This is a genomic window from Klebsiella planticola ATCC 33531 (genome assembly GCF_000735435.1).
GTDB lineage: Bacteria > Pseudomonadota > Gammaproteobacteria > Enterobacterales > Enterobacteriaceae > Klebsiella > Klebsiella planticola.
The window spans coordinates 247,785-274,607 of the sequence record NZ_JMPP01000055.1; the positions used below are offsets into that span (position 1 = coordinate 247,785).

Annotated in this window: 34 protein-coding genes; 10 read left to right on the plus strand and 24 right to left on the minus strand. The window is 51.2% G+C overall.

What is annotated here, in order from left to right; all coding sequences use genetic code 11:
• Nucleotides 1–6: 6 nt before the first annotated feature.
• The 11 genes from GRPL_RS04225 to GRPL_RS04180 all read right to left on the minus strand — a co-directional run bounded on the left by GRPL_RS04225 (nucleotide 7) and on the right by GRPL_RS04180 (nucleotide 5,434).
• Nucleotides 7–450, minus strand: a complete 444-nt coding sequence (locus GRPL_RS04225) for a phage virion morphogenesis protein (protein WP_032700475.1) — start codon at nucleotides 448–450, stop codon at nucleotides 7–9.
• A complete protein-coding gene (locus tag GRPL_RS04220) occupies nucleotides 443–874 on the minus strand; it encodes a phage tail protein (protein ID WP_032700476.1) in 432 nt (143 codons plus the stop codon). The genes GRPL_RS04225 and GRPL_RS04220 overlap by 8 nt, the downstream gene beginning before the upstream one ends.
• The gene (lysC, locus tag GRPL_RS28350; protein WP_117138991.1) at nucleotides 837–1,085 is read right to left on the minus strand and encodes an Rz1-like lysis system protein LysC; all 249 of its coding nucleotides are present in this window, start codon (nucleotides 1,083–1,085) and stop codon (nucleotides 837–839) included. The genes GRPL_RS04220 and lysC overlap by 38 nt, the downstream gene beginning before the upstream one ends.
• Entirely contained in the window at nucleotides 970–1,398 is a 429-nt protein-coding gene (lysB, locus tag GRPL_RS04215; protein WP_032700477.1) for an Rz-like lysis system protein LysB, read from the minus strand. Before lysB ends, lysC begins: the two co-directional genes overlap by 116 nt.
• A gap of 4 nt (nucleotides 1,399–1,402) precedes the next feature.
• Entirely contained in the window at nucleotides 1,403–1,912 is a 510-nt protein-coding gene (locus GRPL_RS04210; protein WP_032700478.1) for a lysozyme, read from the minus strand.
• Entirely contained in the window at nucleotides 1,893–2,108 is a 216-nt protein-coding gene (locus tag GRPL_RS04205; protein WP_032700479.1) for an HP1 family phage holin, read from the minus strand. Before GRPL_RS04205 ends, GRPL_RS04210 begins: the two co-directional genes overlap by 20 nt.
• A 3-nt stretch (nucleotides 2,109–2,111) precedes the next feature.
• The gene (locus GRPL_RS04200) at nucleotides 2,112–2,315 is read right to left on the minus strand and encodes a tail protein X (protein WP_032700480.1); all 204 of its coding nucleotides are present in this window, start codon (nucleotides 2,313–2,315) and stop codon (nucleotides 2,112–2,114) included.
• On the minus strand, nucleotides 2,315–2,779 hold the full coding sequence (locus tag GRPL_RS04195; protein WP_032700481.1) for a head completion/stabilization protein: 465 nt from the start codon (nucleotides 2,777–2,779) through the stop codon (nucleotides 2,315–2,317). The genes GRPL_RS04200 and GRPL_RS04195 overlap by 1 nt, the downstream gene beginning before the upstream one ends.
• A gap of 95 nt (nucleotides 2,780–2,874) precedes the next feature.
• Nucleotides 2,875–3,528, minus strand: coding sequence for a phage terminase small subunit (gpM, locus tag GRPL_RS04190; RefSeq protein ID WP_032700482.1), 654 nt, complete (start codon nucleotides 3,526–3,528; stop codon nucleotides 2,875–2,877).
• 3 nt (nucleotides 3,529–3,531) lie between these two features.
• The gene (locus tag GRPL_RS04185; protein ID WP_032700483.1) at nucleotides 3,532–4,584 is read right to left on the minus strand and encodes a phage major capsid protein, P2 family; all 1,053 of its coding nucleotides are present in this window, start codon (nucleotides 4,582–4,584) and stop codon (nucleotides 3,532–3,534) included.
• Between the two features lie 16 nt (nucleotides 4,585–4,600).
• On the minus strand, nucleotides 4,601–5,434 hold the full coding sequence (locus GRPL_RS04180; protein ID WP_032700484.1) for a GPO family capsid scaffolding protein: 834 nt from the start codon (nucleotides 5,432–5,434) through the stop codon (nucleotides 4,601–4,603).
• Nucleotides 5,435–5,574: 140 nt separating this feature from the next.
• Here GRPL_RS04180 and GRPL_RS04175 point away from each other — a divergent pair, with 140 nt between their 5' ends.
• Nucleotides 5,575–7,338 carry a terminase ATPase subunit family protein gene (locus GRPL_RS04175; protein ID WP_032700485.1) on the plus strand — a complete coding sequence of 588 codons (1,764 nt, stop codon included), beginning with the start codon at nucleotides 5,575–5,577 and terminating at the stop codon, nucleotides 7,336–7,338.
• A complete protein-coding gene (locus tag GRPL_RS04170) occupies nucleotides 7,338–8,363 on the plus strand; it encodes a phage portal protein (RefSeq protein ID WP_032700486.1) in 1,026 nt (341 codons plus the stop codon). The genes GRPL_RS04175 and GRPL_RS04170 overlap by 1 nt, the downstream gene beginning before the upstream one ends.
• Before the next feature lie 36 nt (nucleotides 8,364–8,399).
• Here the strand turns inward: GRPL_RS04170 and GRPL_RS27905 are convergent, their stop codons facing one another.
• The 11 genes from GRPL_RS27905 to GRPL_RS27215 all read right to left on the minus strand — a co-directional run bounded on the left by GRPL_RS27905 (nucleotide 8,400) and on the right by GRPL_RS27215 (nucleotide 16,062).
• Complete coding sequence (locus GRPL_RS27905) at nucleotides 8,400–9,038, minus strand: hypothetical protein (RefSeq protein ID WP_152632033.1); 639 nt, start codon at nucleotides 9,036–9,038, stop codon at nucleotides 8,400–8,402.
• Complete coding sequence (locus GRPL_RS04165; protein ID WP_032700487.1) at nucleotides 9,031–9,951, minus strand: hypothetical protein; 921 nt, start codon at nucleotides 9,949–9,951, stop codon at nucleotides 9,031–9,033. Before GRPL_RS04165 ends, GRPL_RS27905 begins: the two co-directional genes overlap by 8 nt.
• 2 nt (nucleotides 9,952–9,953) lie before the next feature.
• Nucleotides 9,954–10,622: a dTMP kinase gene (locus tag GRPL_RS04160; RefSeq protein ID WP_032700488.1), complete on the minus strand. Its 669-nt coding sequence runs from the start codon at nucleotides 10,620–10,622 to the stop codon at nucleotides 9,954–9,956.
• Nucleotide 10,623: 1 nt separating this feature from the next.
• Nucleotides 10,624–11,280: a helix-turn-helix domain-containing protein gene (locus tag GRPL_RS26315; RefSeq protein ID WP_050500333.1), complete on the minus strand. Its 657-nt coding sequence runs from the start codon at nucleotides 11,278–11,280 to the stop codon at nucleotides 10,624–10,626.
• A 573-nt stretch (nucleotides 11,281–11,853) separates the two neighbouring features.
• Entirely contained in the window at nucleotides 11,854–14,235 is a 2,382-nt protein-coding gene (locus tag GRPL_RS04155; RefSeq protein WP_032700489.1) for a replication endonuclease, read from the minus strand.
• Nucleotides 14,236–14,254: 19 nt separating this feature from the next.
• Nucleotides 14,255–14,482 (minus strand): TraR/DksA family transcriptional regulator, encoded by a 228-nt coding sequence (locus GRPL_RS04150; RefSeq protein WP_032700490.1) that lies wholly within the window; start codon nucleotides 14,480–14,482, stop codon nucleotides 14,255–14,257.
• Complete coding sequence (locus GRPL_RS04145; RefSeq protein ID WP_032700491.1) at nucleotides 14,482–14,718, minus strand: DUF2732 family protein; 237 nt, start codon at nucleotides 14,716–14,718, stop codon at nucleotides 14,482–14,484. Before GRPL_RS04145 ends, GRPL_RS04150 begins: the two co-directional genes overlap by 1 nt.
• Nucleotides 14,719–14,785: 67 nt before the next feature.
• Nucleotides 14,786–15,127, minus strand: coding sequence for a DUF5347 domain-containing protein (locus tag GRPL_RS0126045; RefSeq protein ID WP_032700492.1), 342 nt, complete (start codon nucleotides 15,125–15,127; stop codon nucleotides 14,786–14,788).
• Nucleotides 15,091–15,291, minus strand: coding sequence for a phage filamentation protein Fil family protein (locus GRPL_RS27210; RefSeq protein ID WP_065799428.1), 201 nt, complete (start codon nucleotides 15,289–15,291; stop codon nucleotides 15,091–15,093). The genes GRPL_RS0126045 and GRPL_RS27210 overlap by 37 nt, the downstream gene beginning before the upstream one ends.
• Nucleotides 15,292–15,298: 7 nt before the next feature.
• On the minus strand, nucleotides 15,299–15,808 hold the full coding sequence (locus GRPL_RS04140) for a phage regulatory CII family protein (protein ID WP_032700493.1): 510 nt from the start codon (nucleotides 15,806–15,808) through the stop codon (nucleotides 15,299–15,301).
• A 32-nt stretch (nucleotides 15,809–15,840) separates the two neighbouring features.
• Nucleotides 15,841–16,062 carry a MerR family transcriptional regulator gene (locus GRPL_RS27215; protein ID WP_012016743.1) on the minus strand — a complete coding sequence of 74 codons (222 nt, stop codon included), beginning with the start codon at nucleotides 16,060–16,062 and terminating at the stop codon, nucleotides 15,841–15,843.
• A 95-nt stretch (nucleotides 16,063–16,157) separates the two neighbouring features.
• On the opposite strand from GRPL_RS27215, the gene GRPL_RS27220 reads away from it, so the two are divergent.
• From GRPL_RS27220 to GRPL_RS04120, 6 genes are all read left to right on the plus strand, one after another.
• Nucleotides 16,158–16,754, plus strand: a complete 597-nt coding sequence (locus GRPL_RS27220) for a phage repressor protein CI (RefSeq protein ID WP_072010702.1) — start codon at nucleotides 16,158–16,160, stop codon at nucleotides 16,752–16,754.
• 20 nt (nucleotides 16,755–16,774) lie between these two features.
• Nucleotides 16,775–18,451 carry an SNIPE associated domain-containing protein gene (locus tag GRPL_RS04135; RefSeq protein ID WP_032700494.1) on the plus strand — a complete coding sequence of 559 codons (1,677 nt, stop codon included), beginning with the start codon at nucleotides 16,775–16,777 and terminating at the stop codon, nucleotides 18,449–18,451.
• A gap of 16 nt (nucleotides 18,452–18,467) precedes the next feature.
• Entirely contained in the window at nucleotides 18,468–19,397 is a 930-nt protein-coding gene (locus GRPL_RS27910) for a hypothetical protein (protein ID WP_139103873.1), read from the plus strand.
• Nucleotides 19,398–19,486: 89 nt separating this feature from the next.
• On the plus strand, nucleotides 19,487–20,539 hold the full coding sequence (locus tag GRPL_RS04130; RefSeq protein WP_032700495.1) for a phage integrase: 1,053 nt from the start codon (nucleotides 19,487–19,489) through the stop codon (nucleotides 20,537–20,539).
• 406 nt (nucleotides 20,540–20,945) lie between these two features.
• The gene (locus GRPL_RS04125) at nucleotides 20,946–21,761 is read left to right on the plus strand and encodes a DUF6216 family protein (protein ID WP_032700496.1); all 816 of its coding nucleotides are present in this window, start codon (nucleotides 20,946–20,948) and stop codon (nucleotides 21,759–21,761) included.
• A gap of 79 nt (nucleotides 21,762–21,840) precedes the next feature.
• Nucleotides 21,841–22,641, plus strand: coding sequence for an SDR family NAD(P)-dependent oxidoreductase (locus GRPL_RS04120; protein ID WP_032700497.1), 801 nt, complete (start codon nucleotides 21,841–21,843; stop codon nucleotides 22,639–22,641).
• A 43-nt stretch (nucleotides 22,642–22,684) separates the two neighbouring features.
• Here the strand turns inward: GRPL_RS04120 and GRPL_RS04115 are convergent, their stop codons facing one another.
• Nucleotides 22,685–23,233 (minus strand): TetR/AcrR family transcriptional regulator, encoded by a 549-nt coding sequence (locus GRPL_RS04115; RefSeq protein ID WP_032697664.1) that lies wholly within the window; start codon nucleotides 23,231–23,233, stop codon nucleotides 22,685–22,687.
• A gap of 158 nt (nucleotides 23,234–23,391) precedes the next feature.
• On the opposite strand from GRPL_RS04115, the gene GRPL_RS04110 reads away from it, so the two are divergent.
• Both GRPL_RS04110 and GRPL_RS04105 read left to right on the plus strand, forming a co-directional pair.
• Nucleotides 23,392–24,594 (plus strand): MFS transporter, encoded by a 1,203-nt coding sequence (locus GRPL_RS04110; RefSeq protein ID WP_032688673.1) that lies wholly within the window; start codon nucleotides 23,392–23,394, stop codon nucleotides 24,592–24,594.
• On the plus strand, nucleotides 24,594–25,406 hold the full coding sequence (locus GRPL_RS04105) for a Cof-type HAD-IIB family hydrolase (RefSeq protein ID WP_032700498.1): 813 nt from the start codon (nucleotides 24,594–24,596) through the stop codon (nucleotides 25,404–25,406). Before GRPL_RS04110 ends, GRPL_RS04105 begins: the two co-directional genes overlap by 1 nt.
• 47 nt (nucleotides 25,407–25,453) lie before the next feature.
• Here the strand turns inward: GRPL_RS04105 and GRPL_RS04100 are convergent, their stop codons facing one another.
• Nucleotides 25,454–26,692, minus strand: a complete 1,239-nt coding sequence (locus GRPL_RS04100; protein ID WP_032697667.1) for an MFS transporter — start codon at nucleotides 26,690–26,692, stop codon at nucleotides 25,454–25,456.
• Between the last annotated feature and the right edge of the window lie 131 nt (nucleotides 26,693–26,823).

Below are 26,823 nucleotides of genomic sequence, written 5' to 3' on the forward strand. Positions count from 1 at the left end.
GATAACTCAGGACAACCAGCGCAAAAAAGTATCGCGCGTAATGTCCTCCACTTCATCATTGATGCCGAGTAACCGGCGTTGCGAATACTGCACCTCCGGCCCTCTGCGGCTCACACGGTCACGAAGACCGTAATGATGAACGCGGGCAATGCGCTGCACTCTGCCCTCAAATTCGACACTGGCAGAGTCCGGGCTGGCGATGGCTTTCAGGTATTTTGTGGTGCGGAGTTTTGCAAACATCTGCCGACGGATGCGCCCCTGCTTCGTGCGGGCCGTCACGCGGCGCGGCGCGTATGCGGTCCCGTCCGGGTTACGTTGCATTCGGATATTTTTCTGCTGGCTGCGGCGCAGCTGCTGCGCCAGCTCCCGCATCATGCGCTTACGTGTGGCAGGCTCCAGACCCGCCAGGAGCGCATCTAACCAGGCGTCAACTTCCTGCAGCTCAGCCACGACGCACCGCCCATATTTCCTCCGGTTCGTCCGGTTCCGGTACCGCTTCGACGCTGGACACGTCACCGTCAGCACTGACGACCACGCGCTCTGTCAGTTGCAGATTCAGGCTGATATCGCAGATATCATTGCGCAAGATATCGACCTCAAACGTAAACAGCTTTTCACGCAGTTCCGGGTTATGGACAGCATCTGGCTGATTCTCCATCAGCCAGGCCAGCACGGGAGCCATCAGCAATCCCTGATCGCCGCTGAAATCCACGATCACCACATTCAGGGTATAGCGATACTCCCAGGACAACGACGCTGCGCCGGTTGCCACCACTGAGCCGTTATCGACGAACAAATGCAGCTTGTCCGGGTTGTCCCTGACATACTGAACCGACTTATTCAGGGCGCGGCGTAAGGACTGAGGTTTGTTCATTATTTCGTTCCTGGCAGGAAATTATCGTGTCCACCTTGTCGGCACAGACCGACCAGGCGGCCTCTGCTTCATCCAGCGCCGTCAGCAAATCACCGTTAGTGCGTGCCGCTGATTTTTCCAGGCGGCACTGTGTCACCCTGGGACAACCATTCACGGTAAGCTGCACCTCCGGCGAGGGCCGGACGTTCGCGCATCCTGATAATATCAGCAGGCAAAGGAGCATCAGCCCAACGCCGCAAATCCTCGTTTTCACGTTTCAGATCCTCAATCCGGCGCTGGCGCCCCCGCAGCAGCGCGTTTGTGCTTTCTGCCGCCGCGTAAAGCCGCGCCTGTTCCCGGTTGTTGGTTTCGGTCAGGATGGACAGGGCGATTAACTGACTGTTCGTTTTAGCCAGCCTTTCGCCCTTCACTTTCAGGTCACTGTCCTGCTGTTCGATGGTGTGGCTGGCCTTATTCAGTCGCCATGACTGCCAGCCCAGCGCCGCCAGTGCCAGAGCCAGAATTACTGCCAGCGTGCGCGTCATTCCGCTATGCTCCTTTTAAACACCAGGCCAGCTCACGCCCGCGACGGTTATCCAGCCCCGGATTAAATATGCCTTTGACATACACCCAGCGCGGCAGCTGATAGCAGGCATCACGCCAGCGCTTCTGATTGATAAACTTCACCATGGTTGAACCACATGCATTGCCTGTGCCCACGTTGAACGCCAGCGACACCAGCGCGTCATAGACATACTGCGGCACATCTACCAGAACACAGCGGGCCAGAGCCTTCTCCACCCGCAATACGTTGGTGATGAAGTTCCCCGCCGCCTGTCGCTCTGTGATGGTCTTTCCCGGCACTACACCGGATGTGTTACCGATGCCATCGGTCCACACGCCAGCGTCGCACTGGTACGGCTGCAGGCGGCAACCCTCGTAATCGGCAATCAGTTTCAGCCCGTCCACAGAGGTGTGAAGCTGCTGGAAATTGGGCAGTGTGGCAGCGATAGCCAGCACTGCACCAACCAGGCAGCGCTTAACGATTGAAGGACTCATATTCCCCCTGGGTTATCTTCCCGCCGCGTAGCAGCTGATAGGTTTTGTGTTTGTAGTACCAGTTGATCGCCATCATCAGCAGACCAATCAGCACACCGCCCACCGTAGAGGCGTCTTTAAGCGATAAATCCCCCAACCACGCCAGCAGCACCGCGATGCAGTACGTAATAAAGGCGCTGATCCGTTCAAGCGTCATAATTCAGTCCCATAACTGGACGGTCTGCACCGTGGTAGCGGTGGCAATATCCGGCAGCTCCACCTTCAGCCCGTGAGGTAAAAAAGGGCCATGCTCAGCCAGCCCCGGATTTGCCTGCAGTACCTGCTCTGTGACGCCCTGTGTGCGTCCATAATGACGCCAGCAAAGCGCATCCACCGTGTCGCCCTGGTACGCACGCACTTTCATTAGATCAGCTCCACCGTACAGTGGGGTGCATCCTGCACCCGGCTGATTGCCCAACGGGCATCACGCCACAGATCGCCGCTGGCTTCCGCCAGCTCATCACCCCGTTTGACGCCGGACGCCGTGGCGTCGTAGTCCTGATAACGCTCATTCACCTGCGCACGCGCCCAGCAAAACACAGCGTTATGATAGTGGTGGATGCGCTCGCTTTTGCCGTCCAGCTCTTCCGCCGGTACGTCTGCCAGTGTCTGAAACCCCAGCGCCTGCTGGTGCTTGCGGAAGTCGTACAGCTCCGCATTGACCTCTGACATTGCGGACCGGATGAGTTGCCCGAGACGCGGCGACGTCACCGTGCCATCCGTCCGCATCACGCTTCGAAACTCCGTCAAATCAACATCGGGCCAGAATGGGGTATTTTTGATGACCTCCGCCTGTTCTGGCGCCTGTTCTGGCGCAACAAACTTCATGCGGGTTTTCTCCTGAAAAGGTGGGCGGTGAACGGGATTTTGATAAGGCAATGCCTGTCGCCATCCCGTGCCGCCCGTGCGCGGGGCACGTTCCGTTAGTGGCTGTTACGCAACTGGCGCTCCAGCCGCTCTTTGTCCTTCTTCACACCGCAGCGGGGATCGAGCTGCAGCGCAAAGTTGTAGTGGTTTAACGCTGCTGCCGGACTGGACTCACTGATCACAGCGGCGATGGCTTTATGCAGCCTGGCGCGTGACTGGTCCGGCATATCCAGTGCATCCGTCAGTGAAAGCGCCTGCAGCAGCACGTCAGCAGGAAAATCTGCTTTCATGCGCTGCGCGGCCTCTGCCTGGTCTGCCAGCTCTTCGGCGATAACGGTCTGCACGTTGCGACGGCCCAGCGCCTGCGGCATCACCCAGCCATGTCTGAGCGCGTGGGCCGCAATCTGCAGACCACCGGCAAAATCACCGGCATCAATACGCCAGACCATCAGAAACATCAGCACGTCATCCTGCTGCGCTCCACCGGCTGCCAGTACGCCATCCGCCCAGGCGGTATATTTGGGTAACAGCTCCACCTTGATTTGTGCCTTTTTCACGGTGGACTGAACCCCCTTGAGGCGGCGGCGATCTTCAGCCAGTTGCAGCAGCATCAGGTCATACCCTGACGCATGGCGAACACTGCCGCCCTGACGGGCGGCCTGTTCAGCCTGAACGCGCAGGCGGTGCTGCCGTGCGGGACTCAGGCTCATGCGTTACTCCCCGGCACCGGCGCTGAAATCGCCAATCGTGATGTTTTCCACCAGTGCCACGCAGCGGTAATCCTCCACCACATACGCTTCATTGACGGATTCGAAGTTTTCGATGCGATCACGTTTCGGGTTATCAATCACCGAACGGCGGCGGGTGTCTTCCTGCCAGTAGATGGACAGGTTATCCAGGCGGGTGATCAGCACGGCGTTTGCCGGGAATGACGGGGCGCGAACGGCCTGCAGACCGCCCATGCGTTTCTGACTGATAATCATGTCAGCCGCCAGCTTTTCGCTGTTCTCCTGGTCTTTATTGACCAGCGGGAAATACTTGTCGGACAACAGCTCACGTCCACAGATCACGACCAGTTCCGCATCGTCCTGGAAAATCGGGTCAATCAGCTCATTGACTGCATCCATCACCAGCGCATCCAGGTTGGCATATTTACCGCCTTTGCCGACCTTCACCGGGTCTGCAGTGGTGGTGCCATCTTCTGCCGTGGTACTGCCCATCACACAATCCGGGGCATCTTCGCGGACCTTCTGCAGCCAGCCTTTGTTAACGTCCTGCAGCAACGGATTGGCGGCACGGTCTGAGGTTTTGGCACGCTTTACGCCGTTAAATCCGATCATGATGCGGTCCAGCGCCTGACGTTTCACGATGGCGTTACGGATACGCACCTGAAAATCCTGGAATTTCGCCCACATATCCAGTTTTGCGTAAGTCAGCACCGTATCAAAGTTGGTCTGTTCGCATTTGTACTCAACATCCACCATCTCAGTGGGATCGGTTGGCTCGCGCTCCTTCGTGGTCGTGTCAGTGGTCCCGGCAATGGTGCTGCCGACGCCCAGGCCCAGAAGCTGGCCTGACTGCTCCGCCACGCCAATCACGTTAACCATGGTCAGGAATGCCGTGGACTGCTGGATCTGGTCTTCCAGCGTCTGCTGCACCGACGGCTCAACGGTGAATTTACTGGATAACTCTTCGACTTCCACGCCATTCAGACGCGCCAGTTGCTGCAGGTAAGCGTTAAAGGCAAAACGGGTATTCTTTTTCATGGGTTCTCTTGCTCCATCAGCAATTGGTCAGGGTGCCTGCAGGTGCTTCACCACCTGGCGCACGCTGGCGATAATCTTTACGGCTGTCTTCCTGGCTCAGCTTCTGCTTAAGCGCAGAAAAATCGGTCTGCTGCTTCTGCAGTGCGGTTTCCAGCTCAGCAATGCGCTTATCCTGCGCGGACAGGGATTGATCGGTGCGCTCGCTCAGGCTCTGCTGCTCAGTGGCGACCAGCTCAACAGCCCGATGCACATCAGAGAAACGGGCATCATCGGTCTGCTCTTTTTTGGTAAACATCGCGGTGACGCGGGCAAAGAGGGAGGTTTTTTCGCCCTGGACCTCTTCCCACTCGATCAGCGTTTCTTCTGCGGCGGTAAAGAGGTTTTCCGGGTTCTGTTTACGGCCTGCCAGCGGGTTGCTTTTGGCGCTGGCACTAAACTGCAGCATTTCTGTACCCAGGCTTGCCGGGTCGTCAGTCGCTGCAAGGCCAATCAGGTACGCCTTTCCGGTATCGGCAAAGCTGGTGTTTACCTCCATCGAGGTGAACAGCTTTTGCAGCTTGCGGGTATACGCCACCAGATCATCTGACGGGGTGATCCACGCATACAGCGCCATTTTTCCTTTCAGCGGGCCGTCCGTAATTTCTTCAGCCTCCAGCTTATCCACGGTCCCGAAACGGCGGAACGGACTGTCCGGGGTGTAGCCCTTGATGTGTTCCAGATTAATCAGCGCGGTATAGACCTGCGGGTTATAGCTTGCCGCCATCTGCTCCAGCCAGGCGCGCTCAATGGTGCGTCCGTCTGTTGTTGCCCCTTCCACACCAATGCGGAAGCGTTTTGCTTTAACTGCCATTTGAGCGACTCCATCAAATAACTCTGTGAGGCCTTATGGTTGCTGTGATGGAGGGGGGGAAACAACGCGCGGACCTTGTGCGGTAAACCACACAAAAGCCAGCCGGGGAAAGGCTCATGGCAAGCCCGTATGTTTGTCCCATGGAAACGATGACCCCCGCAGACCTCGATCCCCGTCGGCAGGCACTACTGCTGTATTTTCAGGGATACCGCATAGCCCGCATTGCTGAAATGCTGGGCGAGAAAGCCGCAACCGTTCACAGCTGGAAAAAGCGCGACAAGTGGGGCGAATATGGCCCACTCGATCAGATGCAGCTCACCACTGCCGCCCGCTATTGCCAGCTCATAATGAAGGAGCACAAGGAAGGGAAAGACTTTAAAGAAATAGACCTGCTGGCGCGCCAGTCCGAGCGCCACGCCCGCATCGGGAAATTTAACAATGGCGGCAACGAGGCCGACTTAAACCCGAACGTGGAAAACCGCAACCGCGGCCCCCGCAAACCACCTGAAAAAAACCTGTTCAGCGGCGAACAGATCGAAAAGCTGGAGGAGATTTTCCGCGCTGGCATGTTCGAATATCAGCGCCACTGGTGGGAAGCAGGAATAAAGCATCGTATCCGCAACGTGCTGAAGTCCCGCCAAATCGGGGCAACGTATTACTTTGCGCGTGAGGCACTGATCGATGCGCTGGTGACTGGCCGCAACCAAATTTTCCTGTCAGCAAGTAAAGCTCAGGCACACATGTTTAAGCAGTACATCATTGAGTTTGCCAAAGAGGTCGATGTTGAACTCAGAGGTGATCCGATGGTGCTTCCGAACGGCGCCACGCTGTATTTTCTGGGGACCAACGCCCGCACCGCGCAGAGCTACCACGGCAACCTGTATCTTGATGAATATTTCTGGATACCGAAATTCCAGGAGCTACGCAAAGTCGCCTCTGGCATGGCACTGCACAAAAGATGGCGGCAGACCTATTTTTCTACGCCGTCCAGCCTGACGCACAGCGCTTATCCCTTCTGGTCTGGCGCCCTGTATAACCGTGGTCGCTCAAAATCGGACCGTGTCGATATCGATCTGACCCACTCCACGCTGGCTGCGGGCCAGCTGTGTGCTGATGGTCAGTTCCGGCAGATCGTGACAGTAGAGGATGCCGTGCGCGGCGGCTGTAACCTGTTCGACCTGGACCAGCTGCGACTGGAATACAGCCCGGACGAATACCAGAACCTGCTGATGTGCGAATTTCTTGATGATCTCGCGTCCGTGTTCCCGCTGTCCGAGCTGCAGGCCTGCATGGTGGACAGCTGGGAGGTCTGGGAAGATTTTCAGGCGCTGGCCCTGCGTCCGTTTGGCTGGCGTGAGGTCTGGATCGGATATGACCCGGCAAAAGGCACGCAGAATGGTGACAGCGCCGGGTGTGTCGTCATTGCGCCGCCAATGGTGCCCGGCGGTAAGTTTCGCATCCTTGAGCGCCACCAGTGGCGCGGAATGGACTTCCGCGCTCAGGCGGAGGCTATCCGCAAGCTTACCCAGCAGTACAACGTGTCTTACATCGGCATTGACTCTACCGGCGTCGGTCATGGCGTTTACGAAAACGTGAAAGCCTTTTTTCCTGCCGTCCGGGAGTTTGTCTACAACCCCAACGTCAAAAACGCCCTGGTGCTGAAGGCATACGACATTATCAGCCACCGCCGCCTGGAGTTTGACGCCGGGCACACCGACATTGCGCAGTCATTTATGGCTATCCGCCGTGCCACCACCGCCAGCGGCAACCGCCCTACCTATGAAGCCAGCCGCAGCGAAGAAGCCAGCCACGCCGATCTGGCCTGGGCAACGATGCACGCACTATTTAACGAACCACTGCTGGGCGAAGCCGCCAATACAAGCAACATCGTGGAGATTTTTTAATGACTGAGAATACCGCACAGGATGCAATGCCCCCTGACGTACAACCCAATAATACCGCCTCTACCCAGGCGTTCAGCTTTGGCGATCCCATTCCTGTACTGGACCGCCGCGAACTGCTGGATTATGTGGAGTGCGTGCAGATGGACAGATGGTATGAGCCGCCAGTGAGTTTTGACGGGCTGGCACGCACGTACCGCGCCGCGGTACATCACAGCTCACCGATTTCCGTTAAGCGCAACATCCTGACCAGCACGTTTATCCCGCACCCGTTGCTAAGTCAGCAGGCATTCAGCCGCTTTGTGCAGGACTATCTGGTATTTGGTAACGCTTATCTGGAGAAAAGGACTAACCGGCTGGGCGGTATTCTGTCGCTGGAGCCATCGCTGGCGAAATACACACGACGCGGGATCGACCTCGACACTTACTGGTTTGTGCAATACGGCATGACCACACAGCCGTATGAGTTCACCAAAGGCAGCATCTTTCACCTGATGGAACCGGATCTGAACCAGGAGATTTACGGCCTGCCGGAATACCTGTCCGCCATCCCCTCGGCGCTGCTTAATGAGTCCGCTACTCTGTTTCGCCGTAAGTATTACATCAACGGCAGTCACGCCGGATTCATCATGTACATGACCGACGCGGCGCAAAACCAGGAGGACGTGAACAATATCCGCCAGGCAATGAAAAGCGCCAAAGGGCCCGGCAATTTCCGCAACCTGTTTATGTACTCGCCGAACGGCAAGAAAGACGGGATTCAGATCATCCCGCTGTCAGAGGTCGCTGCAAAGGATGAGTTTCTTAATATCAAGAATGTGAGCCGGGATGACATGATGGCCGCGCACCGCGTACCACCCCAGATGATGGGGATTATGCCGAGCAATGTTGGGGGGTTTGGGGATGTGGAGAAAGCAGCTAATGTTTTTGTCAAAAATGAACTAATTCCTCTGCAGAAGAAATTTTGCGCATTAAACCCATGGGCTGAGGAGGAAATCATTCGTTTTGGACAATACGAGTTAAATTAATCCTGCTGCCAGATAAATACTATCTGGCAGCTAAAGCTATAATTTAGACATATAAGACCTTAGTATTCTCACCCATTCACCCTTATCAAATGGAACCGTATCTCTTATTTTAAGATCATTATTTCCGCTAGAGACTAAAGTCAAAGGATCTTTGTTTTTATGCTCAAATGTCGCTACCAATGATATCGCCATCTGGCTACTTACAAGTGTTGAACGATGAAATTCCTTGGAGTCAACCGTATAATAACAACCAGCTCTCACTATATCAGTAGACACATTACCAACATTATAATAGGTATCTAACGGGATTAATTTCGAACCATTATTCAGATATTTAACTGCATAGGCTTGGTATTCATACTGCCTAGATGATGCATCTATAAGTTCAAAAACTTCGTTACATATCGCCCCGTGTAAAACATAGCTGTTCAGAGAGAATTTATGATCATGAATTTTTTCTAGCTGTTCAGCTGCATGTGAGTTATTTCCGAACCAAATATGCAGCCGTAAAGTTCCCTGATCATTCTGAGCTATGCGGCAATGAATAAATCCTAAAGCATGCCATGTAGGTTCAAAACTCTCAAAATTATCAACCAAATGAGCAAAAAAACGCCGAACATCTATAGATTGTTTATTGATTACTTTTTGATATATCTCATTTATATAATCATGCATATGGATTTTTCGCCTCTTTACATAATTTAGCCACCTTTTCATAAAAATCATGCGTGAGATTGCTATCATCTAAATCAGCATCAATTAACAAAGACTTAACCTTTTCACCATCAATATTTTCCAAAGTGAAGTCAACTTTATCTACCATACGTACGCTACGTGATTGGTTCAGTGACAAAATTACTTCATCTTTATAAGATTTATAAAAATGAGTTCCCTTATGGCATACAATAGCGGGGGAATCGCGGTCTTCCTTTGTAATAATGGCATAATCATCTGATAAATCTATTCTAAAAGAAGAATAATGGGGGCATAATGATAATTTTATTCTTAATGACGGCTCTTTAGCTTGAGTAATAAGTGTTGCAATAATTGTAGCGAATAATTCAGCTCTCACCTCCTGAGTTGTCCAAGGTCTACTTTCAACTTTTTGAGATGCGGTACCACTTCGGTATATGGCATGTTTTTCACATAAATCAATATTACCTGGATCAAGGATAACAACCAATATCTCTTTTGATTGGGACTTCGCTCTCGCCTGCTTCGCCATATTTGGTAGCGTAGCTGTTCGAAAATACCTACCACACCCACCTTTATAATACCAAATTTCCGATCTAAGGAATGCAACATTGAAAAGTTCAGGTAGTTCTTTAGGATAGGCAATTTCTATTTTGGCATTGCTTTCAGCTTCAGGCTGAATCCAGAACATAAATAAACCAATCAAGAAAGTTACAGTTAAGGATGATAGCAGTCCATTAGAAATGGTAGCAAAAAAACCACCAAGATCAGCTGATTGTGTTGGGTAAAAAAACGGTAGAGCAAAATATCTCGCTAATAGTATTAACAACACCACTAAAACAAAAACTATAATAAATTTAGTTCTAGAATGTTTTTTCCTCAATAATTCATGCATAATTAAAGTCCTTTAATGGTAATTTTATATATTATGTCACTAATAATTTCAGGCTCCATTAGCTTATTACCAGTGCAGCACTCTATTAAATTCCAGCGCGTACCAAAATCAATTTTATTATATGCTAGCAACACGCTATCTAGATAACCATATGCTCTTTCATGTATGTCTTCATCCGAGTCAGTGTAACTTCTTTTTTTCTTTTTAAGTACCATTTCCTTTGAAATGTCCAAAGGAACATTTAAGAAGAATGTCAAATCAGGAATTGGCATTTTATTAAAGTTATATTCTAGATCACTAATCCAATCAATAAATTCCTTCTGTTCAGAAACTGGCAATTTAGAAGATTGATGTGCAATATTAGAATCAACATAACGGTCACAAATTACCGTAACCCCTTGGGTTAATAAACCTACAATTTCTTGCCTTTTCTCAAAGCGATCCATCGCATATAAAATTGATGCAAGCTTAGGATGCACATCATTAATCCCTCCAAATTCTCCTCTAAGAAATGCTCCTATCTCTTTTCCAAAGAAAGTATTCTCGTAGCAAGGAAAACTGAAAAGTTTTGCCGTTACACCACTTGCGTTTAGTTTATTCAGAAGCAGCTTCGATTGAGTACCTTTCCCACTGCCATCAATCCCTTCAAAGCTGATTAGTTTTCCACGCATACTACCAATTCCTTACAATATTGTTGAAAAAGTCGCCATCAATTCCTGTTTTATCGATAATATCGACTATTCTTGTATTTCTCATTTCTGGTGTCCAATAAACAGCATCTTGCAAATCAACTTCTATCGCATATATTGCACTATAGGTTTTTTCAATAACACTTTTAAGAGACCCACCATACATATTATCGTTATTATTGAACCAAAAAACATTCTTCATATCTTCAGTTTCATAACCTGCAGAAAAGACAACTTTCTCTTTATCATTTAAAAAACTAACGAAAGGGAAACCATTAGCTTTAATAAGAGCACAAATGGCGTCGTTAGAAACGAAAGAGCTTTCTTTTACAAAACGATCAAACGTCAAAAATCTTTCTTGCTCAAGTGATCGAAGTATAAGTGTTTTACCATCTGACATTATTGGTCCATCCCCTTTAATTTTATTCATAATTGAAAGCACTTCGTGAAAAGATTCCTCAATTAACTTCAGCAAAACTAATGATGAACCAGTTGGTTTCCTGTCCCCTCTCTCCCAATGACGATAGGTGTTGAGGTTAAGAGCAAAAGTTTCACAAAATTCCTCTTGAGTTAAACCGGTTTTGGCTCTCAATTGTTTAATATGAGCCGATGCCATTTCATTCGTCAGATTCTCTTTCATACATGCCCTCCACTAAATCAACATTGTAATCCATTGGATTAGTTGATGCAATGAATGTACTCAACGCGCGCTCGTATCCCCGCCACGCCTGCCCGCTTTGTGGAGTAGTTTTCATGCAGGTGCATGATAGGCCAGAAAGCCCGCCAGCATTGACGGCTCTGGCCCCTTGCGATCCTTTTTGGATCATGCGAATCCATGCACCATAGACATGCACTCTCTTCTCAAGCTCAAGTGTGCTCTGTGGGAGGGAATTTCACAGAGAACAAAACGATTAATGCTTACATTCATCCTGGCCTACCCCGTACTGATTTAACCTGTTCACCAGTTCGCTTGTCAGTTCTGACAACCACGAAATGGCAACCTCCTTATCGTCATCGCTACAATCTGAGCTGGCAACCAGCCGGGCCATAAGTTCTATCCGCTGCAGTGCAAGTGACTCCATGAACAAATCGTTCACAATCCCCTCCCAATATTACTGTTTATATATACAGTACATCATGTGTATTTAAAGCTGAAATATTTTTTTAGTCAGCTAACCCTTTGATTAACAAATAGCCTTGATTCCTTACCATCTCAGTACCACTGTCGCCATTTATCATCTTCCTGAAGACGCTGGTTTCGGTAGAAAAGACGTAGACCGGCTCCCGATGGGATACTTCCGCCACGTAGCAGTAAATCAATCTCCTGCTCGTTGCCGTCAAACCCTCTGGACTTCAACTCATATTCAAGCTGCAGGCGCAGCTGATCGTTAATTTCCTGTTTGTAACCCTTCCGCCGCTTCGGTCTTACCTGTCGCAGCCTCGCATTTAGCTCCCGTAGCTCTTTTCTGCTCATGCTATTGAAGTCCGGCAGCGGTTCCGGCTGTTCTTCACTTGGTAAACCCGACTCAAAGTAGTTCATTTTTTCCACAGGGGGACAGTTATTGCCACGAGTCCAAGGGGCGCGAACGCCCTGGTCGGCTATCGCCTCCTGAACATCAACGGCCTTACGAACCATTTTCCACTTCATCGCGTGCGTGCAGATCCGGCCCTCAACGAGCGGGGACCAAATGCCATAGATGCGGATTCCGCGATCGCCGTAGGTGCCAGGCTCGTCGTTAAGCTCGTAGGCCGTTCTGATAAGGTGATTTTTGCGGGGAACTAATACGCCGCCCTGCTTCATGATGTAGGTGGCAAAACAGCCCACATCAGCGGCGGCTAGCACGGCATCGAGTTGCGGATTTTCCAGCACCGGCGCACCGGCTTTTTTGTTACCCTGCGCTCTCGCGGCCTGCCCGGCCAGAAGACGCAACTCGCGGTATGCCTGACGCCCTGGAATACCAAAGAAACGGAACTGCTGAACACGGTGAAGTGATGCCCAAGCACTAACGTGCTCAGCGCTATCGCGCAGTGATTTGCCAGTTTCTTTGCTGATCTCTTTCGCCAGGCCGCGCCCGTCGATGTTCTTGCTGATGTATTTGGCGATGTAGCTGGTCGGAGTGCCTTTACGCTGATTGATAAGCTCAGATTTGAAGCGCGGGCCGGTATTGTTGCCTAGCTCGGCGCGATCTTCACGAATGGCAAATTTACGCAGCAGCGCAGTGAGGGTGCGACGGTCTTTTTTGCGCATGAAGCACAGCAAGTGCCAATGTACGGTGCCGTCGTGGTGCGGCTCGGCAACGCGCACGCCATACCAGCGCAGCCCGGCTTTGTGCATGGCTTTGCGGAATGCGGCGAATGTATCGACAAGATAATCACTGCTCTGCCGGACCGTTTCGCTGGTCCACTTCAGATTGGGTCTGCCGTTGTTGAGCGTGGCGTGGAAGCGTGACGGGCAGGTGATGGTATAGAACACGGCGCAGTCGCCGCGCATTTCTGCGATCAGCTCCAGTCCTTTCACACAGGCCATCATTTCATTACGACGGTGCGCAGGGTTGCTGCTGCTTGCATTCACCACGTCTTCCATGTCCAGTGTGTCGCCGTCGGCATTGACCAGCTCGTGCGACTGGAAAAACTCGAGCGATTTACGGCGCTGCTCGCGTTTGTGGATCACAGCTTCATAGCTGACATACGGGGACGCTTTCTTGTTGACCAGGCAAACAGCACGCAGCTGTTCCTCCCGCCACTCGCAGCGCATCTGCCACAGTTTGCGATACCACCAGTCTGCACACAGCATCCGCGCCAGCGAACCCGGAATAAGGTCATAGGGTACAGGCTTGCGGCGGCGTTTCTTGCGGCGCAGCTGTTCAAAGGCAGGCGGAATGACATCAAGACGCATAGCCTCTGCTGCTACTTTTTCCCATGACTGTCGGATTTGCTCAGGCTTGACGTCATCATTCACAAACAGATCGCTGCAGGCGGCATCGAGACACATGCTCATATGTGCCGCAACCAGTGTAGATAGACGTTTAACCTGGTTCTGGCTCATTTCAGGCAGAAGCAGCAGCCCCTCCAGCCCTTCATGGCTCGCCATAAACCGAAAAGAGGCAGACACCTGACTTTCACGCACGCGATCCAGTCGCTCAAGGCACGGCCTGATGGTTTCACGCAGATAGCGGGAATAAGCCTTCGTCCTTCCCAGCCCCTGGAAGAATTTAATTCTCTCCAGCAGAGGTTTGCTGACGTGAGCAGGCTCGGCGCTGACGTTTGCCAGAATGACCAGATCGGGGTTAAAACACTGCTGCTCACGGGCCATTTTGGCGCGGCTGATAAGCTGGTCCTGTTCCAGTTCACGCTGGACAGGATCACGGGATTCATTGAAGAAATAGCGTTCCCAGACCTGATCACTCAGGGCCTCGCGGCGCAGCTGTTCCTGCTCGTTGTCCGCAGTGTAGAGAGTGATCAGGTTTGAAAGCGCAGACACCGGCGCAACTTCCGCCGGGTCCAGATAGGGGTTTACTGCTTTTTTCGGGGCGTTCCATGGGAAAACCCCGGCGGCCTCAGCAGGGCCCCCTTTGTCGTTTGTTAATTCAGGCATCACTGACAGGCTCCGAAGCTCACAGCGCGCCTCGGGTGTAGTGCGTCCCTTTTAGCTCAGCGATTTCCTGGCAAGTCACGCAGCACTGCACGCCAGGGATAGCTTGTCTGCGAGCAGTTGGAATTGGCGCGTCACAGTCGATGCAAAGAACGCGGGCAATGCCTGGCTTTCTGGTGCGGGCGTTATGAATATGGCGTTGAAGGTTTTCTTCGACGCGCTGCTGTACGAGATCCATGGAGTCCGCCATCAGTGCCAGTCTCCGCGTGATTCAGCTTCATAACGAGCGACTTCACGGCGCAGCAGTTCTGCTGCCTCCACTCCGTTCATCCCCTCTTTCAGGATGTGGATCGCCAGTGCCTCCATGCGGATGGAAACGGCAAAGGCGCAGCTTTTACGCTCATCCAGGCGAGTCTCGTTAAACAGCTGGAACAAACCGGCATCATTCGGTCCGGTTTTGGTAGAACGGGTTTCACTATTTCGCATAATCAATTCTCCTGAATTTGGGCAAAAGAATGCCCGGCGGGTTTACGCCATTAATTTCTGTTTTGGGTTAATTCGGCATGGTTAGCCGTTTGGGAAATAAGCTCACCACTGCACGAAAATGATTCATTGCTTTAATCAACTCCCGCGTTTCGTCAGTGGTCAGCTCATTAATATTGACGCTGTGACGTTCTGCCGGAATTTTTGCCATGAAGAATATGGCGGCCAGTGCCCTCTCATTCTGTTTGTGGTTAATGTCGCGGGGATCGCGCATCTCATTAATAAACCGTTCCAGCTCCCGCTCAATATTCAGACCAAACACTTTTGCTCTCAGCTCCGCTATGTGGTTCAGCCCATTCAGGCGCTGACCGGGACTCAGTGGAACAGTCGCTGCAGGACCTTCAATAGCCATGGTTTCCCCTGTTGGATAGTAGACAGGTCGGCCAAAAGTGCATCCTGCGAGCGGCACGGATGCCAGCGCTTACCATCTTTCCCCATGATCCAGCCGTGGCCGCAGTGCATTGCCGGGCTTTGCTTAATTAGAAGAGACGCAAACGAGGGTTCATTGTTCAGCATAAACACCTCAGCTCAGACCGAACGAGGAGCCAAGGCCCGTCATGGTATCGACAACACTTGCCATTGCAGGGTTGGCCTGTAAACGCGCCTGCAGTGAAATAGCAGTTAAAGCCATCAGACGAGTAACGGAGTTGACGCTTTCAACAACCTGGCGGCGGGTGGTCGCATTTAACTGAACACCTGAAACCGCACTCGCAGCAACACGGCCGATCTCAGCGGTGGCTTTCAGTACGTACTGCGGCATTTTCTCCCGCGCGACTTCATTGGTTGGTACACATGGCAGGCAATGGATCTGCGCCAGAAAACCATCAACCAGCGTTGAGTCTTCGGTGAGATCGGTCAGCAACCAAATATCTGGCGCTGTGAGCTGGTGAGGTTGCTCCGGATTGAGCTTATTACGCAGGGTTTGAACGTTCATGCCTGCACGTTCAGCCAGCTTCGCCATATTATGGCGCAGCGCGAAAGCACGGCAGGCCTCATTGAAATGGGGATGTTTTGATATGCGATAGTCAAACATAGTCAGTTGCTCCGTGAAGTCTCAAAATGGAACTAATTGATAGTCACGTTGCAATCTGAAAGTGCATCAACTGTTAAAGCAACAATGTTAATCATTACCTTTTCACGCTTCTTATCTTTGCGCAGGCGGTGACGAGGCAACCGACCATCTGCAAGCATGTCGTTAATGGTGTCAACAGGTAGCCCAGTAAGCTCGCTATAGCGTTCAATTGTGACGTGCGGTGTGTTCAGAGTGATTGAAATATTAGGGGTCATGATGCAACATCTCCTATTGGCTTGTGGTGAGCCGTTTGTAATCGTGACAAGTCCCCAAATGGGAACAGAACTGATACTAGGATCGCATAAGAGATATGTCAACATCAAAGTACCCAAATGAGATCAAAATAAATCCCAATCAGGGTGGCAAAGCTGCGATTGAACGATTGGTAGAGGCGTATGGTTTTTCAACACGGCAAGCATTAGCAGATCACCTAGACGTCTCGAAAAGCACTTTGGCTAACAGGTATATGCGTGACACGTTCCCTGCTGATTGGATAATCCAATGCGCCCTCGAAACTGGTGTATCTCTCAATTGGTTAACCACTGGGCAGGGTCTAAAGCAAAGCTCGAAAACAGCGACTACCGAAGAACTGGCACAGTTTACTTTCACTGCTGGCAAAATGGTTGAAGATGGTTCTTGCGTTTTTGACGCATCATTTCTCCCCACCAATCTTTCATCTCCGATTGTTGTTCGTGATGGTCGTACCACATATATCTGTGATCAAAAATTCACTGAAGTGTTAGATGGGTTCTGGTTGATCAATATTGATGGAACCTATTCCGTTAGACTGATTACAAGGCTGCCGAAAGGCATGATTAAAATATCTACTGCAGAAAATAGTTTTGAGTGTGCTTTTTCAGATATAGAAGTTATTGCATGTATAAGAAGCACAACAGTTTCACATTGATTCAGTAAAAGGATTTAAAAATGGATTTGTTTCTTGTTGTAGTTTTGCTTTTAGCCATACTCTCCCCCATTTTGGCTGTCATTTTGCTCAAGAAGAGCAAACAATATAAGATCGAGATCAAGGCACTTAGTGACCGCAATGTAACTCTGTCGAATGAATTGAGTGAAAGCCAAGAACATTTAGCGAATGCTATACGAGAGCACTCAGATCTGGAGGGGAGAGCTGCTCCATTGTGGCGATATGAAGAACTGCATAGTGCGGTTCTGGATGCAGAAAAGACGATAAAAACAGCAGACTCGATTGCTAAAAGCACAGTGAATGAAGCGCAACTTAAAGCCTCCAGCATCGTTTTAGAAGCAAATAATCAAGCCCGACTCACAATAAGTAATGCTAACAACGAAGCAGTTGTAATAACTAAAGACGCTCGCGATTCTCGTTTAAAAGCCAAGGAACGATTGGACAACGCCAATAGTAGGGCAGATGAGCTAATCTCAAATGCAAATGATAATGCGATGAAAATAATCGAAGATGCTGAGACACGTGCAAAAGAAATTGCCGGGTCCGCATACGAAGCGAAAGAGTTTGCAGAAACCTACCAAGCTGTAGCCAACTCAATGAAAAATAAAATTGAAGGGTATGGTGATGAATGGATAGTTCCAAATCGAAGCGTTTTGGACGAATTGGCAGATAATTATGAATTTACAGATGCAGGGAAAGAACTGCAAAAAGCTAGAGAATTAACCAAGTCTCTTATCAAAACAAGCAAAGCGGCAAGTTGTGAGTACGTCGAACCGAACAGACGAAACACCGCAATAAAATTTGTACTAGATGCTTTTAATGGAAAGGTCGATAGCACCCTTTCAAAAATAAAACATAATAACTACGGTAAATTATCCCAAGAAATAAAAGATGCTTTTGAGCTTGTGAATTATAACGGTTCTGCCTTTAGGTCAGCCAAGATCACTGATATCTTCTTACAGGCCCGTCTCAACGAGCTTAAATGGGGAGTAGCTGTAAATGAAATTATGCTCGAAGAAAGAGAAGAGCAAAGACGAATCAAAGAGCAGTTGCGTGAAGAAGAAAAAGCGCGTCGCGAGTACGAAAAAGCGATAAAAGAAGCTGAAAAAGAAGAAAAAACCATTCAGCTGGCCATTGATAAAGCAACTAAAGAACTGATGCTCGCAGGCGAAGAACAACGTATATCCCTCGAACAGAGACTGGCTGAGCTGCAAGTTAAATATGAAGAAGCTGAATCCAAAAACCAACGGGCTATTTCGATGGCACAGCAAACTCGCTCAGGTCACGTATATGTGATCAGTAACATTGGCTCGTTTGGGGAAAACGTTTATAAGATTGGGATGACGCGCAGACTTGAACCCCTTGATCGCGTTCGTGAACTTGGTGATGCCAGCGTACCTTTTTCATTCGATGTGCATGCAATGATCTACAGTGATGATGCACCATCACTCGAAAATTATCTTCACAAAGTGTTTAACGATAAGCAAGTGAACAAAGTTAACTCACGCAAAGAGTTCTTCAATGTTGGTATAAAAGACATCAAATCTACGATTCAAGAAATGAGTATTGATGCGCATTGGACGATGTTTGCAGAGGCTAAAGAGTATCGTGAGTCACTAGCCATAACTGAAAAAATCCTTACTGATAAAATCCCCGAAGATGAACTGATCGTTGCTTAGCTAAGGAGAGTTTGTAATGAAATTTAAAGCTAATTCCATTAGAACATTAGATCGTTTTTTGAAATGTTGTGGTGGTCAAGAAAATATAACATTAGGTATCAAATTAGATGATTTAGGACCTGAAAAGCTAGTTGAAATTGGTTTTGGCATTTCGCCAGAAGAAGGCCTATCGATAATACCAAGTGTTATTGGTAAGTTTACTAGTTTCAATGCTAATGGAAAGGAAATCCTACGACCTGATTTGCCAAAAGAACAATACAGCGTTTCATATACAAGCACTACATACGACTGGCATAGAAATCCTCATTATGGGATGCGCACACGAACAGCTATGCGGATAGCAAGAGAACATATTCCAGCTCCTGCTATAATGATCTCTGTTGCTAAAACAAAAAATGGGACATACATAACTTCACCTTTACTAAATTTGTCCGAAGAAAATTCAGAGTTAAACATCCACATTATAAACTTAATGCTCGAATGTTTCGATGAGATAGAAATTTTAGATACAGAAAAAGAACCATTAATAACAACAAAATTCAAAAAAGTGTTATGGACTGTATTACCTAAAGGGAAATATCCATGGGACGAAATTTCGAAAATAATAGCTTCTAACACCCAAAAAACTTCAGCATCAGATAGCGATAGAGAGGTCATTGAATCCAGACTCAAGTTAATCAATGTCTACAAACCTGATTTCATTGCTACTGGTCATGCGGGATTCAACGGATATTTTATCTTTGGTTTTGAAAGTAAAAGTATATACGTACTTGAAAGCATTTTTCTTGATAACGCAACTTACATTTTCAAAAAAGATTGGGAAATATTATCTCAATTAACTAAAGCAGAGATCATTAATGGTGACCTTGAATATGAGCGTATCGTTCATAATAAAGTTTGGAAACGAGCAATAGGTGACCGCTTATCAAAGGCCTTAAGAACTTAAGTAGATGATGTTTGAATTTATGAAATTCATACATTGACCACTGTTCAAACATACAGTTAAATTTAGCCCTCAAACATGAGGGCTTTTTTATGGCAGTACGAAAACTCGACACAGGTAAATGGATATGCGAATGCTACCCCGCAGGGCGCAGCGGGCGGCGTGTGCGTAAACAGTTCGCCACCAAAGGTGAAGCATTGGCTTTTGAACGCCACACTATGGATGAGACGGAGGCGAAACCCTGGCTAGGTGAATCGGTAGACCGTCGGACGTTGAAAGACATCGTTGAACTCTGGTTCAAACTGCACGGCAAATCCCTTACCGCTGGCGAGCATGTTTACGACAAGCTACTCTTGATGGTCGATGCCCTCGGAAATCCTCTCGCTACAGATCTCAGTTCCAAATTGTTCGCGCATTACCGTGATAAACGCCTAACGGGTGAAATTTACTTTAGCGACAAGTGGAAAAAAGGTGCCAGCCCGGTAACTATCAACCTTGAGCAAAGCTATCTTAGCGGCGTTTTTAGCGAACTGGCCCGACTAGGTGAATGGACAGCGCCGAACCCGCTGGAAAACATGCGCAAATTCACCATCGCAGAAAAGGAGATGGCCTGGCTGACGCATGAACAAATAACTGAGCTTTTGTACGACTGCAACCGCCAAAGTCCTCTGCTCGCACTGGTCGTTAAAATCTGTCTGAGCACCGGAGCACGCTGGCGCGAAGCAGTGAATCTCACCCGCTCTCAAGTCACAAAATATCGAATCACTTTCGTCAGGACCAAAGGCAAAAAGAACCGTAGCATTCCGATCAGCAAAGAGCTGTATGAGGAAATCATTGCCCTTGACGGCTTCAGGTTCTTTACCGACGGCTATTTCCAGTTTTTATCTGTTATGGATAAGACCTCTATCGTGCTGCCACGCGGGCAGCTTACCCACGTTCTGCGCCACACATTCGCTGCTCATTTTATGATGTCAGGTGGAAACATCCTCGCCTTGCAGAAAATCCTAGGTCATCACGACATTAAAATGACTATGCGCTATGCTCATCTGGCACCAGATCATCTTGAAACTGCCCTGCGCTTCAACCCGTTGGCTACGCTGCCAAATGGCGACAAAGTGGCGGCAGCGGTTGGCAATGCCCCGTAGTCGTCACTTCTCACCACTAAACTAACTTATTGATTATTATGCAACTCGTTGTTTTAATTAACCCGTTTACATAAATGGGTTTTTTGTTGCCTGAGTTTTATCATCTTTAAAATTATTCAGTGACAACCGCCGGGTGCTGCCATTGGCGATAGCACGGCGACCACCGCCACATCAGCCGGGCATCCTCCCGGGACCGTGCTCCTCACCCCACCATTTCTGCTGTGCCGGGCCTCACGAATGCGTTGCCCTCCCCTTAACCACCAGGTGATGTACACTGGTACGCCGGGTGAAGCGCCAGAGTTGCACGCGTCATCAGCCAGGAACAGGGCGATCCGTTCGCGACTCCTCCCGCTTGCCCCACAGGTCAAATCATACCAATAAGGAATGTTTACCACAGGAGATGTTGATGCCCGCTTTCCCCTCTGACTTTACGATGTTTGTTTCTGAGTTCTCCGGCGCACCGCTGAGCACGACTGTCGCTGCCCTGACCGTTCTCGCCTTTCTGTTCCAGCCAGTGCGAAAAGCAGTCAATGGGATATTCAAATATAAAAAAGGCCACAGCATCGTGTTAAAGAATGCAGGGGTGCCCCCCTTCATTTTGAACTTCTTTGCCATCTCCATCCCATTGAAAAAACTGCCCTCGACAGGCAGGCCCGAGAAATTAATCACCCTCTTGTTCTCAGCTATTTTTGGATGGTCTTTGTGGTATTTTGTCCCACCGCTTATACAAACGATTACCGCCCCGCCAGACACGGCACTGTTGATTTGGAAAAAGTCAGGCGATCGCTTTTATGTTTCTAAAACAACCGCAACGGAGGCCACGGTGCTGGCGGCACCTCGATGGACCGTCTCAGCAAACGACTGTCAAGCCAATACAGCCCCGCCGAAAAATACCGCCAGCGTCCTGGACCGCGAATACCGTCATGATCTTTGCCGCTTGCTGACAACAGCCGAAGGCAAGGAGTATTTAGAAGAATCAATAAAAAACTTCAATAAAGAAATAATGATCACTTACTCATTCATTTTTATTATTGAATTTATGCTGCTATGGCTGATGTCGGGATTCTGGTTAATGATTCACTACACCAATAAAGTCAGGCGCTTTATTTTGCTTGAACAACAAAAAGCGATTCATTGCGTCCAGGGCAACTTCGCACCGACAGGTATTTACGCCATCTATCAGGAGCTGGCGGAGAGGGACGCTCGCAGGCCCCGGCGGTAACGGCATTCTCCGTCGCATTGGCATCCTCCCGGTTATTGCGCATACTTTGACGAGTTCAGTCCGGTGAGAGGGAAAGGCGATGCTGGTAAAAGATAAAGTTGCCGCCATCTTCGGCGGCAGCGGTGCGATAGGCTCCGCCGTGGCGCATGCTATGGCGCGCGAGGGGGCGCGAGTCTACCTCGGCGCGCGTGATCGGCAGAAGCTGGATCGGGTGGCGGGCGAAATTCGGGCGGCGGGCGGCAGGGCCGAAACCTTTATCGTTGATCTCCTCGACGAACGATCGACCGCCGATCGGATAGCGCAGCTGACGCAGCAGAGCGACGGGCTCGACATCGTCGTCAATGCCACCGGCTTCGTCCATAATCAGGGCAAGGAAATCACGACGCTATCCCTCGCCGAGTTTATGCAGGGCATCACCCCGTTCCTGGCGGCCCAGTTCAACCTGGCGAAAGCCGTTACCCCCTATATGGGCGGCGCTCGCCCGGGCGCCATTATCACCGTCGTTGCTCCGGCGGCAACAATGGCCATGCCGGGCCACCTGGGCCATATCGTCGGCTGTGCGGGTAGCGAAGCTTTTATCAAAGCGCTCGCCAGCGAACTGGGGCCGAAGAATATCCGCGTCCTCGGAGTACGCTCGCACGCCATTACCGGCGCGGTGGAGGCCGGCTCTTACACTGCGGAAGTCTTTGCTGCAAAAGCGCAGGCGATGGGATTAACGGTCGAACAGTGGGTTGGCGGCGCAGCACACAGCACTATGCTCAAACGCTTGCCGACGCTGACGCAGGTGGCCGATGTCATCACCTTTCTGGCATCCGATCGTGCCGACGCCATGACGGCAACGGTGGTTAATATGACGGCCGGCGCCACGACCGGCGGATAATCCTCAGGCAGGGCAATATCTCTGCGCGCAGCGCTTTAGCGGGCTACTCCCCCTCTCCGGCCAGGCGTCCGACCATCAGGCGGATAGCCTGCTTTGAGAGCGGCGCGCTATCGGTGACAAAATGCAGGGTCATTCCCTCGATAAACGCATCCAGCCCGCGAGCCGTAGCCGGCTCAAACCACTGCTCCAGCGTTTGCTGACTGCGCCGCATCCAGTGCTGCATCACCGCCTTCAGCGCCGGCTGGCTGCTGCAAAACGCATACAGCTGATACATCAACTCCATATTTCGCGCGGTCGTCACCTGGGCGCTGAAGATCAGCTCGGCAATCGCATCGCAGGCCTCTTCACGGCTGCTGACCGAGGTAAAAAACTGCTGGTACTGTACGGACATATCGCGGGTAAAAATGCGAAACGCCTCTTCTATCAACGCTTCAATACCGCTGAAATAGTAGGTCAGCGAGCCTAGCGGAACCTCCGCGCAGCTGGCAATTTTACGATGGGTGACCGCGTGAATCCCGTGGGTGGCAATGGTATCCAGCGTGGCCTGTAAAATGCGCTCCCGGCGCTGCGGATCGTTCGGTCGACGGGCCATATCTTTCCTCTTAGTCGCTGTCATGCGCATGCTATCGGCAGCAATGTCGCGCTCCCAGGCGCCCGGTTCTTGTCCGAATACGCATTCTGAAGAATATGTACAAATGTACACAGTCTTGCTACTGTTGTCTCCATCTTCTCATTCACAGGCGTTTACGGATGACAGCGCAAACCTCCCGCCGGGCCTTACAGCTCCGACTCTGGGCCCTCTTCATGTTCTTCTTTATCCCTGGATTGCTGATGGCCTCATGGGCTACCCGTACTCCGGCGATCCGTGACCTGCTGACGCTGTCAACGGCGGAAATGGGCATCGTTTTATTTGGCCTGTCGATTGGTTCGATGAGCGGGATTCTCTGCTCGGCGTGGCTGGTCAAACGTTTTGGCACCCGCAAGGTGATTCGCACCACCATGTCGTGCGCCGTGGTCGGCATGATAGTGCTCAGCGTGGCGCTGTGGCTCACCTCGGCGGTCCTGTTTGCCATCGGGCTGGCCATTTTCGGCGCCAGCTTCGGTTCGGCGGAGGTGGCTATTAACGTCGAAGGCGCCGCCGTCGAGCGCGAAATGAATAAAACCGTCCTGCCGATGATGCATGGATTTTACAGCTTCGGTACGCTGTTCGGCGCCGGCGTGGGGATGGCGGTGACCGGTTTTGGTCTGCCCGCCGCACCGCATATTCTGCTGGCTGCGCTGGTGGCGATTGCCCCGATCGCCATTGCGATTCGCGCCATCCCGGACGGGACCGGAAAAAATGCGGCAGAAAGCGCGCATCATGAAGAAAAAGGTCTGCCGGTATGGCGTGATGTTCAGCTGTTGCTGATTGGCGTCGTGGTGCTGGCGATGGCCTTTGCTGAAGGGTCTGCCAACGACTGGCTGCCGCTGCTGATGGTGGATGGTCACGGCTTCAGCCCCACCTCTGGCTCCTTGATTTACGCCGGCTTCACCCTCGGGATGACAATCGGTCGCTTTACCGGCGGCTGGTTTATCGATCGCTACAGCCGGGTCACGGTAGTACGCGCCAGCGCCCTTATGGGCGCGCTGGGCATCGGCCTGATCATCTTCGTCGACAACCCGTGGGTGGCCGGCGTCTCGGTACTGCTGTGGGGCCTTGGCGCATCGCTCGGTTTCCCGCTGACCATTTCCGCCGCCAGCGACACCGGCCCCGATGCACCGAAGCGCGTCAGCGTGGTGGCGATAACCGGCTATCTTGCCTTCCTGGTCGGGCCGCCGCTGCTGGGCTTCCTTGGCGAACACTTCGGCCTGCGCAGCGCCATGATGGTGGTGCTGGGTCTGGTCATGGTAGCGGCGTTGGTCGCCAGAGCGGTGGCAAAACCACACAATGAACCTGTCATGGAGAACAGTTAATGAGCATCAAACTGATTGCGGTAGACATGGATGGCACCTTTTTAAGCGATGCCAAAACCTACAATCGACCGCGTTTCCTGAACCAGTATCAGCGTATGCGCGAACAGAATATTCGCTTTGTCGTCGCCAGCGGCAACCAGTATTACCAGCTGATTTCATTTTTCCCGGACATCGCCCACGAGATAGCCTTTGTTGCTGAAAACGGCGGCTGGGTGGTCAGCGCTGGCGATGACGTTTTTAACTGTCAGTTGCCAAAAGATCATTTCCACACCGTCATCGACTATCTGCAGACGCTGTCCGATATTGAAATTATCGCCTGCGGTAAACGCAGCGCGTATACCCTGAATAGCTATAACGATGAGTTAAAGACGGTCGCCGCGAAATATTACCATCGCCTGCAGTTGGTGGATGACTTCAACCATATCGATGACGTGATACTGAAATTCGGCCTCAACGTGCCTGACCAGCTGATTCCACAAATCCAGCCGCAGCTACACGCGGCGTTGGGCGATATGGTGACCGCCGTGGCAACCGGCTACGGCAGCATCGATCTGATTATTCCCGGCGTGCACAAAGCCAACGGTCTGCGTATTTTGCAACAGCGCTGGGGCATTGATAATCATGAAGTCGTCGCTTTTGGCGACAGCGGAAACGATATTGAAATGCTGCAACATGCCGGATTTGGCTTTGCGATGGCCAACGCGGCAGCACCGGTGAAAGCCGTCGCCGGCTTCGATGCGCCGCATAACAATGAAGAAGGTGTGCTGCACATCATCGACAAAGTGCTGAATCGCGAAGCGCCGTTCGCCTGATCGTTGTCCGGGTGCGGCAGCCGTGCCCCACCCGGAACGCTTCGCCGCTAAGCCTGCGGGTCGTTGGAATTGCCGACGCTCTTGTCTTTGAGGAAATAGACAATCATCGCCAGCCACATCACGCCGCTGAGCAAGTTAAACAGGCTGAATACCCCGCTACCACCCAGCTCATAGGCATGCTTACTGACCTCTATGCCGACGGTAAATATCAGCATCTGCAGCATCCCCATCGCGGCCGAAACCGTGCCTTTACTCATGTCACTGGCAAACAGCGTCAGGCGGACTAACCCGGCGTTCGCCAGACCAATCCCGAAGGCGTAGACGCTCAGCCCGGCGGTCATCCACAAATAAGCATGGGTCGATACCACCGTCGCCACCGCAGAGAGCAGCAGCCCGAACATAATCGGCCAGCCGCCGAGAATAATCAGCGAGCGCACCGTCCGCCGCGAGGTCAGTCGCGCCAGCACCAGGTTACCGGCAATCAGCGCGCCGAAAATCGGCACCTGCAGCAGGCCATACTCATAGCTGGTGGCCTTTTCGCCACTGATGATAATCACCGGCGACTGGGCAATCCACGCCAGCAGCGGCAGGCTGACAAAACCGGTCGCCAGCGCGCCGGCGACGAAGCGCAGATTCTTCAGCACCAGGCCATAATCGCGGCCCAGCTCTTTCATCGACAGCTTCTCGCCCATCCGCGTCGCGGTTTCCGGCATCGCGCGCTGCAGGCCCACAAAGGCAATAGCGGCCAGCACGGCAAACAGCACGAACATCATTTCCCACGGCAGGATGTGGACCCAGGCCGCCCCCACCAGCGGCCCCAGCAGCGGGGCAATCAGCGCAACGTTCGCCATCAGGGCGGTGATTTTGATGCACATCGCCTCCTCAAACGACTCCTGAATGGCGGCATATCCCACCGCGCCGATGAAGCACAGACTAATCCCCTGCAAAAAGCGCAGCAGCGTGAACTGCTCAATCGTCTGCGCCAGCAGCGTGGCCAGACAGGTGACGATAAACCACACCACCCCGGTGAGCATCACCGGTCGACGGCCGATACGATCCGACAGCGGCCCCAGCAGCCACTGCAAAAACATACCGCCGGCGAGATAGGCGGTCATCGAGGTCGGTACCCATTCATTACCGACCTGAAACTCTTCCACCACCGAGAGCATTCCCGGCTGGATCATGTCGTTGCCGATATAAGTGGAAAATTCGTATAACACCAGGCAGAGCGGGAAAAGAAGCGCCTGCCGTCCGAGGCGTTTGCCTGAAAGCGAATAGTTCTGCATGCAATCTCTTAGTTAAACAAAAATCGCGCAAAGTTTAATGAAAGTCTTGCGGAGGAGATAGTGAATTGTGAGTGACAATTAAAAATAGCGCAATCCGCCCTCAGCCGGCGGATATCGCCGCCATTTTAATT